This window comes from Acinetobacter sp. NEB 394 (assembly GCF_013374795.1).
Lineage (GTDB): Bacteria > Pseudomonadota > Gammaproteobacteria > Pseudomonadales > Moraxellaceae > Acinetobacter > Acinetobacter johnsonii.
Genome location: NZ_CP055277.1, coordinates 2923681 through 2936174, shown reverse-complemented (window position 1 = coordinate 2936174; position 12494 = coordinate 2923681). Strand labels below are relative to the sequence as shown.

12 protein-coding genes are annotated in these 12494 nt (G+C 43.6%); 6 read left to right on the top strand and 6 right to left on the bottom strand.

The window, feature by feature from the left end:
- Positions 1-336: 336 nt before the first annotated feature.
- From HUK62_RS14200 to HUK62_RS14190, 3 genes are all read right to left on the bottom strand, one after another.
- On the bottom strand, positions 337-603 hold the full coding sequence (locus HUK62_RS14200; RefSeq protein WP_062034054.1) for a hypothetical protein: 267 nt from the start codon (positions 601-603) through the stop codon (positions 337-339).
- A gap of 54 nt (positions 604-657) precedes the next feature.
- The gene (locus HUK62_RS14195; RefSeq protein ID WP_176538180.1) at positions 658-1275 is read right to left on the bottom strand and encodes an L-threonylcarbamoyladenylate synthase; all 618 of its coding nucleotides are present in this window, start codon (positions 1273-1275) and stop codon (positions 658-660) included.
- Positions 1276-1360: 85 nt separating this feature from the next.
- Positions 1361-2023 (bottom strand): elongation factor P hydroxylase, encoded by a 663-nt coding sequence (locus HUK62_RS14190; RefSeq protein ID WP_176538179.1) that lies wholly within the window; start codon positions 2021-2023, stop codon positions 1361-1363.
- A gap of 97 nt (positions 2024-2120) precedes the next feature.
- Between HUK62_RS14190 and HUK62_RS14185 the strand changes: the two genes are divergently transcribed.
- The 6 genes from HUK62_RS14185 to lysM all read left to right on the top strand — a co-directional run bounded on the left by HUK62_RS14185 (position 2121) and on the right by lysM (position 5874).
- On the top strand, positions 2121-2678 hold the full coding sequence (locus tag HUK62_RS14185; RefSeq protein WP_004982945.1) for a YceD family protein: 558 nt from the start codon (positions 2121-2123) through the stop codon (positions 2676-2678).
- A gap of 76 nt (positions 2679-2754) precedes the next feature.
- On the top strand, positions 2755-2937 hold the full coding sequence (gene rpmF, locus HUK62_RS14180) for a 50S ribosomal protein L32 (protein ID WP_004695348.1): 183 nt from the start codon (positions 2755-2757) through the stop codon (positions 2935-2937).
- A gap of 176 nt (positions 2938-3113) precedes the next feature.
- Complete coding sequence (fabD, locus tag HUK62_RS14175; RefSeq protein WP_062034056.1) at positions 3114-4100, top strand: ACP S-malonyltransferase; 987 nt, start codon at positions 3114-3116, stop codon at positions 4098-4100.
- Positions 4097-4831 (top strand): 3-oxoacyl-ACP reductase FabG, encoded by a 735-nt coding sequence (gene fabG / locus HUK62_RS14170; protein WP_176538178.1) that lies wholly within the window; start codon positions 4097-4099, stop codon positions 4829-4831. Before fabD ends, fabG begins: the two co-directional genes overlap by 4 nt.
- 86 nt (positions 4832-4917) lie before the next feature.
- On the top strand, positions 4918-5154 hold the full coding sequence (gene acpP / locus HUK62_RS14165) for an acyl carrier protein (protein ID WP_004695351.1): 237 nt from the start codon (positions 4918-4920) through the stop codon (positions 5152-5154).
- A 246-nt stretch (positions 5155-5400) separates the two neighbouring features.
- On the top strand, positions 5401-5874 hold the full coding sequence (lysM, locus tag HUK62_RS14160) for a peptidoglycan-binding protein LysM (protein WP_004982938.1): 474 nt from the start codon (positions 5401-5403) through the stop codon (positions 5872-5874).
- A 68-nt stretch (positions 5875-5942) separates the two neighbouring features.
- On the opposite strand, the gene HUK62_RS14155 is transcribed toward lysM, so the two are convergent.
- From HUK62_RS14155 to atzF, 3 genes are read right to left on the bottom strand one after another with little or no spacing between them, the layout of a single operon-like run.
- Positions 5943-6647, bottom strand: a complete 705-nt coding sequence (locus HUK62_RS14155) for a GntR family transcriptional regulator (RefSeq protein ID WP_176538177.1) — start codon at positions 6645-6647, stop codon at positions 5943-5945.
- A gap of 3 nt (positions 6648-6650) precedes the next feature.
- The gene (gene uca / locus HUK62_RS14150) at positions 6651-10253 is read right to left on the bottom strand and encodes an urea carboxylase (RefSeq protein ID WP_176538176.1); all 3603 of its coding nucleotides are present in this window, start codon (positions 10251-10253) and stop codon (positions 6651-6653) included.
- A gap of 20 nt (positions 10254-10273) precedes the next feature.
- Positions 10274-12103 carry an allophanate hydrolase gene (gene atzF / locus HUK62_RS14145; RefSeq protein WP_176538175.1) on the bottom strand — a complete coding sequence of 610 codons (1830 nt, stop codon included), beginning with the start codon at positions 12101-12103 and terminating at the stop codon, positions 10274-10276.
- Between the last annotated feature and the right edge of the window lie 391 nt (positions 12104-12494).

The following is a 12494-nucleotide window of genomic DNA, read 5'->3' as shown; positions in this document are numbered from 1 at the left end:
TTTGTCCTTATTGATTTGATTATGCTGTAGCTGTTTTTCATACCCATGACGATCCATCGTCAATGCACGGTGAAGTACGTTTAATGTTCTGGCTGTACAGTATCAAACTGCTTCAGAGGATGAACCACTCAAAAGAATGGACTTGGCTGTTTTTTCCGCACTTTAAAATGAAGATGGTTATTTGCGATAACAGTGGTTGTGAACACTGAAGCTGCATAGATTAGGTACTTTATTGTTATGGATGCGTGGATTTATTTGAACGCGTAGGGAAGAAAAATGCGTCTAAAGTCTGCAGAAATGGATCAGCTGACGCGACGGAAAATATTCATTCAAGATTTATTCAGGTGCTTGTAGCGCAAATTCAATGATGCGCTGACAGCTATCTTGTAGGCAGAGATTTTTGGGTTCAAGATATTTAAAGTATTGTTGGATGGTCGCGATCGAGAGAAAATAGCTGTACAGATTGTCTTTTTGCATATTGCAGTTGATTGAGCTATGGCGTTGCACCAAGGTCTCGGACTCAAGCGTCCAAGGACGCTGCACATATAAATTATGTTGCTCGGGAAATTGATCCAGATTGAGCAAAACCATAAACAGCGTCATGTTGATCTCTTGAGAATGTGAGATTCAGTTTCACTAGCGAATAAATGTAGCGCATCATTCAAATGCGCTGACATCGCCAAGCCCACGGCGGATCACTTCAGGGTGATCACCTGATAAGTCGACAATACTAGTGGTGCTTAATGTGCCCAGCCCGTTGTCGATAAACACATCAATTCGTTTTGACAGTTGCATTTCGATGTCATAGGGATCATCTAGTGGCTCTTCCTGATTCGGCAGGATTAAGGTACTGGTTAGTAGCGGCTCACCTAACTCTTTGAGTAACATTTGGCACACAGGGTTACTTGGAATACGTAGACCAATGGTTTTTTTCTTCGGATGCATCAAGCGTTTAGGCACTTCACTGGTTGCAGGCAAAATGAACGTGGTCACGGCTGGTGTATTGTTTTTCAGTAAACGATACATAGCATTGTCCACTTTGGCATAAGTGGCAATATCGGAAAGATCCGCGCAAATGATGGCATATTGATGTTTGGCCCCAAGGCCGCGAATTTGAGCAATCCGCTCCATGGCATTTTTATTCCCAATCTGGCAGCCAATGGCATAAGCGGCATCGGTCGGGTACACCACCACATCGCCTGCGCGAATCCGTTCTACTGCTTGGCTGATTGAGCGTGCTTGAGGGTTATCAGGATGGACTCTTAAATGAAGCATCGTTTTTATCTCCTGATGGTTTTTTCAACATTATCGCGCTTTATCTAGGTGATGTTCAATGGCCAAAATGTGAATCGGGTTAAATTTAGTCGAGCATTTCTCTTTGAAATTCATCGCTCTGTAATGTTTTGCCAGCACGAGTACATAGGCAAATACAGTCAATGAAGTGTTTCGCATCGCGTGGTAATTGAGCTTGGCCTGAAAAATAAGCCTGAACTTGAGCGAAAACATGGTCTTTGAAGCGGTTGCCGTCACCACCTTCACCAGTCAGATTGTCTAAGGAAACACGGAACTTCCGACCAAAAGCTGTGGCAAATAACCATTCAATGGCTTGCGGTTTAATTTCAACCTGTTCAAATAAAGCTTGTTGTTCCGCTGTGCGACCATCGGGTGCATACCAGTAGCCTAAGTCGGGGAGTAGACGGCGTTGGTCTCCCGCAATGCTCCAATGGCTGATTTCATGCAAGGCACTATTAAAAAAACCATGGGCAAATTGGATACGTGCAGGGGTGCTGTCTATAGCGGGAAAATATTCAGGTTCAAAGTCACCTTTAACCAAGTTGACATTCAGGTGGGAAAACCAACGATTAAAGTGTAAGATGAGCCAATCAACTTGTTCTGCTTCTGTACACAAATTCTCCCACATCGAGAGTTGCACTTGGCGGTTTGAAATGTCAGAATCGACAGTTGAAATTGTGCTCACAAGTGATGAAATACTCACTTCTGTTTGCGGCTGCAACAGATGCATGACTTAAGTTACCCAAATGGTCTGTCTAAATAAGTACAAAATTGTATCTTAATCTTTGACAGAGTACTGATGAATTTGTAGAATTGCCGCCTTAATTATGTCAGCAAATACCTTTCCGGCACAGATTGAGCCGTTTAAATGGGCCGAACAAGGCTTTACATGGTCAGGAACACTGCCATTGTCTCGCTTTGCTCGTATAGCCCGTGAAGCTGTTGGATCAATTGATGATCAATTGATTAACATAGACTGTAAGCTATCAATGGATGCGTATCATCGTATTGTATGGCTAGATGGTCACGTTGAAACGAACGTTCCAATGGAATGCCAGCGCTGTTTAGGCACGGTAAACATTGAACTCGTTTCAGATTTTCATCTAGCTCTAGTGGATGATGAGTCACTGATAGAGCGCTTGGATGAGGATGCTGATTTCATCGTCTTAGGTGAAAGTGAAGCAACGACAAAAGGTAGCTATGATGCGCCTGCGACGGCTGATTTACTGTCTCTGATAGAAGATGAATTGTTATTGTTGATGCCTTTGTCCGCTAAGCATGACGCTTGTGAACATAAGCACCAACCAGCCGTTGAAGAACTTGTTGAAGAAAAGCGGGATAATCCGTTTGATGTTTTGGCAAGTTTGAAGGGTAAACTTAACTAATTTTTGTGTTATACTCTTCCGTATAAGACAACTGAATTTGTTCTGATCCATATTTTTCGATTTGTAAGGAGCCATCATGGCCGTTCAGCAAAACCGTAAAAGTCGCTCTCGCCGTGACATGCGCCGTTCACATGACGCTTTAACCGAGAATGCATTAACTGTAGACCAAGCTACTGGCGAGATTCACCGTCGTCACCATGTATCTAAAGATGGTATCTACCGTGGTCGTCAATTATTTGCTAAAGCATCTGCTGAATAATTGTCGAAGCATTAAGCTTAAAGCTTAGTCGAAAAAAGGGGAGCGTAAAGCTCCCTTTTTTTGTTGTCGAATTTTTATCGCTGCTGTTTTTGTTGTATTTGGCAATTACATCGACCTAAATTAAGTGTTAAATTTTCGCTCCATAAACGAGAGCAAAGACAAGAAAGGACTTTTTTATGTCTGCGAAACAACTTGATCAAGTCGCTCAGGCAACAAAAACAGCTTTTGTATTTCCCGGTCAGGGTTCACAAAAGGTTGGCATGTTGGCTGAATTGGCAGAACAATTTGCCAGTGTTGAAGCAACATTTGCAGAAGCCTCTAAAGCGGTTGGATTCGATTTGTGGCACATTGCACAATCTGGTGAAGGTTTAGACCAAACTGAATTTACCCAACCGGTATTGTTAACTGCCAGCATTGCTTTGTGGCGTGTATGGTTAGAACTTGGTGGTGTTGCACCAAAGTATTTGGCGGGACACTCACTTGGTGAATACAGTGCGTTGGTTGCAGCAGGAAGCCTAAGCTTAGGCGATGCAGTCAAGCTGGTAAACTTGCGTGGTAAGTTAATGCAAAGTGCTGTACCTCAAGGTAAGGGTGCAATGGCAGCAATCTTAGGTTTAGATGATGCGCAAGTTGTTGCTTTATGCCAACAAGTTTCGAGTCAAGCTGAAGGTTCAGTTGAAGCGGCTAACTACAATGCTCAGGGTCAAGTGGTGATTGCTGGTGAAAAGGCAGCGGTTGAAGCAGTCATGGCTTTAGCCAAAGAAAACAGCGGCAAAGCGATTGCACTCCCAGTTTCTGTTCCATCGCATTGTTCATTGATGAAGCCTGCTGCAGAACAGTTCGCAGAAGCTTTGGAACAAACTGCCATTGAGCTGCCTAGCATACCTGTAATACAAAATGTGGGCGCGGAAATTGCTACAGATGTAGCACAAGTCCGTCAAGCACTTACAGCTCAGTTATATGAGTCTGTACAGTGGACCAAAACCATGCAGTTTATTCAGGATCAAGGGATCCAATATGTTGCAGAGTGTGGTCCAGGCAATGTTTTGGCAAACTTGGCAAAACGTCTACCTAATATTGAAAAAGCATTTCCACTCGATAGTAAATCACGCTTGGAAGATGCACTAAATGCCATTTTAGTGGCTGAAGGAAAAATTGCATGACACAGGAACGCAAAATTGCACTCGTGACAGGTGCAAGTCGAGGGATTGGTGCTGCCATCGCTCAGCAACTTATTCAAGACGGTTATTTTGTTGTGGGTACTGCGACATCTGAGTCAGGTGCAGAAAAACTGGCTGTAAGCTTCGGTGAACACGGTGCAGGTAAAGTACTCGATGTTCGCGATGGTGCTGCCATTGATGCGCTTGTCACTGACATTGAACAAAACTATGGCCCTGTGTTGGTTTTGGTGAACAATGCTGGGATTACCAAAGATAATTTGTTACTTCGTATGTCAGAAGATGACTGGGATGACATTTTAAATATCCATTTAAAAGCAGTTTACCGTTTGTCGAAACGTGTTTTAAAGGGTATGACCAAAGCACGTTTTGGACGAATTATTAATATTAGTTCTGTGGTTGCGCATTTTGCCAACCCAGGTCAGGCCAACTATTCAGCAGCGAAAGCTGGTATTGAAGCATTTAGCCGTAGCCTTGCAAAAGAAATGGGCAGCCGTCAAATCACTGTAAACTCAGTGGCGCCTGGTTTTATTGCAACAGAAATGACTGAGCAATTAAGCGAAAACATCCTTAAAAAAATGAGCGATCAAGTGGCCTTGAACCGTTTAGGTGATCCACAAGATATTGCAAATGCGGTGAGCTTCTTGGCATCAGACAAAGCAAATTACATTACTGGTACGGTAATGCATGTAAATGGTGGTCTATACATGAGCTAATTGGCTGATGGATAAACTTTCAAAATTTTAAAGATTCAATTAAACTAACGGCATTAAAAACGCCACAAGCAATGAGGAGAATTCCTGTGAGCGATATCGAACAACGCATCAAGCAAGCAGTTGCAGAACAACTTGGTCTTAAGGCTGAAGAAATCAAAAACGAAGCATCTTTCATGGATGACTTAGGTGCTGACTCTTTAGACCTTGTTGAGCTTGTTATGTCTTTCGAAAACGACTTTGACATCACAATCCCAGATGAAGATTCTAACGAAATCACAACTGTACAATCTGCGATTGACTACGTTTCTAAGAAACTAGGTTAATACATATTGTTTCAGCTTTGCTGAATGGAAAGGCCACCCAGTTGGGTGGCTTTTTTATGCCTTTCAAAAAATGCAAAGCACCTAACTCACCTTTAAAATCTTTTATTTACTCGGGTAACTTACAAAGCTTTACCTTAAGAGGACTATTCGCTACCAAATCTGTTGTCTTTTTTGGGTATAAAAAAGGGTGTCTCATTTTTGAGCATTCAATATAACAACACTGATATAACAAGATGGAGCATACACATGGGTCTTTTTGATTTTGTTAAAGGCATTGGTAAGAAAAACACAGCAGCAGCCGAGCCTCAAGCTGCACCAAGCACACCAGCAGAGCCATCTGCTCAAGAAATTGCTAACAAGTTATTGGGTCATATCAAAGCATTGGGCTTACCTGTGACGGGACTTTCAGTCAGCTATAACTCCACCACGGATTTGGCGACCGTGAAAGGGCAAGTTCAGACTCAAGCCGATAAAGAAAAGATTGTTTTAGCCGTCGGTAATATTGACCATGTGGCACAAGTCGATGATCAACTCACTGTGGCTAGCCCTGAACCTGAAAGTAAGTTCTACACGGTTAAATCGGGGGATAACTTATCGAAAATTTCCAAAGCATTTTATGGTGATGCCAACCAATATAATAAAATTTTTGAGGCCAACCGTCCGCTATTGAAAGATGCAGATGATATTTTTCCAGGCCAAGTCCTACGTATTCCTGCTTAAGTCCAAAGGTTGAAGAAAAGGCGCATGAAGCGCCTTTTTTATTTGAGAGTGGAATGTTGATCGAGTGCTTAGCGACTTACTTTCACAACAGCATGCTGACTGAGCATACCTAAGGTAATTTTTTTTACTTCATCTCGACTTTGTTGAATGTGAGCACTGATCTTTTCAACGGCAAGCTCCGTCTGTTGCTGTGCTATATAATTCAAAATGGCTTGATGCTCCGTATAGGTGGCTTCAATCCGATCCATTTTAGAAAAATCGAGGCGACGAATAATGCGAATTTTTTCACTGACCTCTTGGTGAATTTTGATCATTTCTTGATTGCCAATGGCACGAACCAATGCACAGTGAAAATCTTCATCAATTTTCGCCATGGCTTTTAAACTTGACAGATACTGCTCAGGTGCAACCATCCAAATTTTGTGTAGGTGTTTTATTTCCTTCGATGGCTGAGATGCACTGCTGCATAACTTTCGAATTGCGTACTGCTCAATCATGATGCGTAGCTCATACAGCTCGTCATAGTATTGTAAGTTCAACGGACGGACAGTCCAGCCACTACGAAATGCTACCTCTACGTAGCCTTCTTGTTGCAACCGATATAGTGCCTGCCGCGCAGGCGTACGACTGACCTGATAGTTCAAGGCGATTTCGGATTCGGTAAAACGTTCACCCGGCATCAATTTGAAATCAAAAATATCGTTTTTAATTTTTTGGTAAACAAGTTCAGACAAATTGTCTGAACTTGAACCTGCACGTGTCATATTGGGCATGTACTATTCCATATAAACCAAAGGCTCACCGCTATGAACGGTTTGTCCAGCCCGACAAATAATGGCTTTGACAGTACCATCATCCGCAGCGTACACCGGTAATTCCATTTTCATGGCTTCAATAATAGCAATGGTTTCACCTTTTTTCACAATCTGACCTTGTTCCACTAATATTTTCCAAATATTACCGGTCATCGAAGCATGTAGTGCTGCATAGGCGCTGTAGTCAGTCTCATCAGGTATTTCTGCAATCAGATGTTCTTGATGATCAATACTTTCTTTCCATAAGCCGACTTCAGCGCTAAAAGCGTGTTGTTGCTGTGCTCTAAACTCGGCAATGCTGTCTTTTTCATCTTCAAGCAGTTGTAAATACGCTGCATAGTCAAATTCAGTGTCTTCAATTTGAATTTGCGCTTGACCATTTTCAAAGTCGGCACGCCATTGCTCTAACTCTGACTCTGATACGGGGAAGTATTTGATTTGATCAAAGAAGTTTAAGAACCATTCTTTGTCACCAAACTGTTTGTTCTTTTTAAATTTATTCCAAATGGGGAGGGTGCGCCCGACTAGTTGGTAGCCTCCCGGAGAGTCCATGCCGTAGATACACATATACATGCCGCCAATGCCTACGGTACCTTCAGCGGTAAAAGTACGTGCAGGGTTGTATTTTGAGCTTAAGAGACGATGGCGTGGGTCAATCGGCACTGCACATGGGGCGGTGAGATAAACATCACCAAGGCCTAAAATGAGGTAATTGGCATTGAAAATAATTTCTTTGACTTGCTCTCGGCTGTTTAAACCATTGATGCGTTGAATAAAATCGACATTGTTCGGTAGCCAAGGTGCTTTGGCACAGACACTTTCTTGATAGCGTTCAACAGCACCTAAAGTTGCACTGTCTTCAAATGCCATTGGGAGATGAATGATCCGTGAAGGGATCTTAATTTGGCTTAAATCTCCCATTTGCTGTTCAAGCTTGAGTAGAAATTCGATCAATTGATGCTGTGGAAGCGTGAGTCCATCGTATTTGATTTGCAGCGAACGTACACCAGGCGACAGTTCCAATATGCCTTTAATATTGGCTGCGCGAATGAGTTGCATGAGCTGATGAACGCGTAAGCGTAGCGCCAAGTCTAAAACGTTGTCACCGTACTCCAGTAGAATATAGCTGTCACCCGCTTGGCGGTATACCGTGCGTGGGGACACATCAGTTGCCTCTAAGCTGGCAAGAATTGCGAATGGTGGAATGTCACTGCTTGGTGGCTCAGAATTAAGGGCTGCATGAGCAAAATTTTCGATCCGTTCAATTTGTTGTTGTTCTAAGGTATTGGCTTGTTCAACGGTTAAAGGATAAAAGCTGATTTTATCATCGGCTTTAAGTTGACCCACTTTCCAAAGTTCAGCTTTGGCAATAGTTACAGGGCAAACGAAGCCACCTAGACTTGGCCCATCTTTGGCTAAAATGACAGGGAAGTCACCTGTGAAGTTAATCGCACCAATGGCATATTCACAGTCATGGACATTCGATGGGTGGAGCCCTGCTTCACCGCCATTTTCACGTGCCCAGCTTGGTGTTAGCCCTGATAGTCGGATGCCTAGACGGTTGGAGTTAAAGTGTACGGTCCATTCGGAGGCAAAAAACTCTTCAATATATTCGGGTTTAAAGAAGTCAGGTGCACCATGTGGTCCATACAGCACCCCAATTTTCCACTCTTTGCCATAGCTTGGAATCAGTGCTGAAGATAGAGCCTGTGGTTCTTGCGGGGCTAAAGGGGTGTCGCTATTTGGATGGGCTGTGTTGACGAGTTTGATCATGTCACCTGCACGAAGCACACGTCCTGCATGCCCGCCAAAGTTACCTAAAGCAAAAGTCGAACGACTGCCCAAATATAGGGGGACATCGAGCCCATGACGCACTGCTAAATAGCTACGACAACCAGACTCGACCTGTCCTAAGCTGAGTACTTGACCTGCGCAAATGTGAATCGGTTGCCAAAAGTCCACGGGCTTATCGTCGAGTTGCGCAGGGCATGGTGCACCTGTCAGTGCAATCACAGTGTCTTGGTGGAACTTGAGACTTGGGCCTTGCAGGGTGAACTCGAAACCTGCTGCGCTAGCATCATTCCCCACAATTTGATTGGCCAATTGAAAAGCATAGTCATCCATAGGACCCGATGGTGGTACACCGATATCCCAATAGCCAACACGTCCCGGAAAGTCCTGAATCGAGCTTTGCGTGCCAGCTTGGAGTACTTCAATCACATTCGGTACGTAGTCAAAGTCATCTAGCAAGCGTGTCCAGATTTGCATTTGTGCAAAGCGTTCATCAGAGATCACGCTATGTGCATAGTCTAAATTGGTGCTGATGCCATTTAAACGAGTTTGAGAGAGCACACTTTTTAGTTGCTCAATGGCTTGTTCACGGGTGTCCGCATGTACGATGATTTTGGCAATCATTGGGTCAAAATATTGCGAAATTTCTGTCCCTGTTGAAACCCATGTATCAACACGACAATTGTCTGGAAATACAACTTCGGTCAGTACACCCGGGCTGGGCTGGAAGTTCTTAACTGGATCTTCTGCATAAATACGTACTTCAATCGCCGCACCTTGCGGTTGGATGTTGCTAAGTGCATTCCAATCCAGTGCATCGCCCGCAGCGACTTTAAGCATGCATTCAATCAGGTCTAAACCCGTCACCATCTCAGTGACAGGATGTTCTACTTGTAGTCGGGTATTGACCTCAAGGAAGTAAAATTCATCACGTGCAGCATCATAAATAAATTCGACCGTACCTGCGCTGCGATAATTGACCGATTTGCCGAGTTGAACTGCTGCTTGATGTAGTTTTTGACGTGTAGTTTCGGGTAGATGAGCCGCAGGGGTTTCTTCCACAACCTTTTGGTTACGACGTTGCAATGAACAGTCGCGTTCGCCTAATGCAACCACTTGACCTTGACCATCACCAAAAATCTGAACTTCGACATGACGCGCACGGTCAATAAAACGTTCTAAAAATACGCCCGAATCTTTAAAAAATTGTGCGCCTAAACGTTTGACGCTTTCATAAGCTTTAACTAAGGCTTGTTCATTATCACAGCGAGTGAGGCCAATCCCTCCGCCACCTGCGGTACTTTTTAGCATGATGGGATAACCAATCTCTGTAGCCGCAGAAATTGCTTCATCTAAGCTTTCAAGTAACCCTGTCCCTGGTGTCATAGGAACCTGTGCAGCGGCAGCCAGTTCACGTGCACGGTGTTTTAAACCAAACTCTAAAATTTGTGTCGCGGTTGGCCCCATAAAGGCAATATTATTTTTCTCACAAGCCTCTGCAAATTCAGCACTTTCTGATAAAAAGCCATAGCCTGGGAAAATAGCTTCAGCCCCCGTTTTTTGTGCGGCTTGAATCAGTTTTTCAATACTTAAATAAGTGTCGGATGGTTTTAAGCCGTCTAAAGCAATGGCAATGTCCGCGTCTTTGACATGTTGTGCGTAACGGTCACTGTCTGAATATACCGCTACACTGGTCATCCCTAGTTTTTTTAAAGTGCGAATTGCACGTACAGCAATTTCGCCACGGTTTGCAATCAATACAGTTTTAAACATTTTAAAATTCCTAAATTTGACTAAGCTTGTTCTACTTTTGAATTGTTACGGTGCTGGATATAGGCACGCCAACCGCCAAAATGACTGATGTTTTCGGCATCGTTTAAGCCATAAGGTTCGCAAATGAAACCTTTAACCCATCGACCGTCTGCCAGTTCGACATTGCCCATGCCCAGTGGTGTCGGAATCTCTGCGACAAATTCTCCAAAGCGAGCGGTGGGTACATCCCACAGTTCAACAATGATCTGCTGACCGTGTTTATCGACTCGGGCTAGACCGGGTTTAGGCGGGATCGTGCCATTCAGTGCAAACAGGGCATAGTGCTCAGCGGTATGCGTGGTTTCCACAAGCACGGCATCACGTGTGAACAATTGGAAGTTCAACGGCATTCCTGTCAGGTGTGCCCCAACCACCGCAACACGGATATGATGTGGAGAGACTGTGTTCTGTGGCATAGGAATAGATGCATATCGGTCTAAGGCACCCAGCTTTAAGTTCAAATGCGTCTGCCAAATTTTCCCAAATTCAATCAGGGCTTGGTCATACCATGCAGGTGCAATTAGGCTGATGCCGAAAGGTAAACCGTCGGTGCGGAAACCCGCGGGCAGGGCGAGGGCACTTAAATCGGCGAGGTTGGTAAAATTGGTATAAGTTCCAAACTCAGAGTTCAGACTAATCGGTGACTGTTCCATTTCCGCAAGAGTATGAATGGTTGGGGAGGTGGGAACAATCAATGCATCAAATTGGGCCAAAGTGTCTTGAATTTTTCGGCTTAAGTCCTGCTTTAAGTACTCTGCGTTATAGGCATCGACTGCACTAAAATCATGACCTTTTTGAATGATTGCACGTACTGTCGGATCGAAAACATCGGGTTGCTGTGCCAACAACTCGGCAACCGCCGCCGTACGTTCTGCCACCCATGAGCCTTGATAGAGTTGGGCTGCCAATTGTTCAAACGCTGAAAAATCAATTTCAGTAATTTCAGCCCCGAGAACTTTTAACTGTTCTACAGCCAATTGGAAGGCATATTTAGCTTGGTTATCACCAAAGAATTCCAGTTTTTGGGGAATAGCAAAATGCGGCTTAGCCGAGAGTTTCGCAGGTGCAGTCTTTGGATGCTGGCGTGAATAGCTATCTAACGCATCGTAGTGTTCTACCGTTTGGGCAATGGTGTCGGCGTCTGTTACCGTTAATGCAAAAATTGAAATACAGTCCAAACTTTTACAGGCGGGGAGTAGCCCACGATTTGAAAAACGACCTTTGGTGGGTTTTAGTCCAATAATATTGTTAAATGCAGCAGGAACACGGCCAGAGCCAGCAGTATCTGTTCCGAGTGCAAAGGGCACCAAGCCGCGAGCTACAACACTGGCTGAACCAGAGCTAGAGCCACCACTGACATAGTCAGCATTAAACGTGTTGCTGACTGCGCCAAAGGGAGAGCGTGTCCCTACGAGACCCGTTGCGAATTGGTCTAAATTGGTTTTTCCCACAACTATTGCCCCAGCATTTTTAAGCAGGCGAATGGTTTCTGCATCTTGCGTAGCAACAGTTGTCAGGGCCTTGCATGCGGCCGTGGTGACAAAACCAGCAACGTCGATGTTATCTTTCACTGCAAACGGAATACCGTATAAAGGCAATTCTTTGCTGAGGTCTGTAGCTTGCTCTGCTTTTTGCTTTAAGGCTTCAATTTGTTGGGACAGTATTTCTGTCGTAGCAATTGAAATCCATGCATGATCAGGTTGTGGTAATTGCGCTACATAGTCGATTAAATCTTCAAGATGAATGTCTTGGTTAAGATAAGCGGTTTGCCATTCTTGAAGTGTCCAGCCAATGCATTTGTTCTGACTCATTTTTTTGCATTCCAACTTGTATACATGATGGAATACAAAAATGCAGAATCTATGCCAATCTAATCAATTTGATTTATCTTTGGTTATAATTGTTATAAATCATTGGTTTAATGTTGAAGCTTTAGTTTAAATGAGTGATTCTAAGTGTTTTTAGAGTTGCACCAAAACAAGCGCATAGGGGAGCTAATGGTGCTTTTTATGATCAAGCCTTGGGTGGTTTGACGTTAAACTATTTAAAAGTAGGGTTTAAATCATATTCGTTTTTTATGTGAATTAAAGCCAAAAGAATTGAGGTTAAAACATATTATAAAATAGGATAATTCAAAGAAACTATACACACTCAGTTTTTAATTTTTATGTATAACCTAATGTATTTGAGCTATGCCAAATC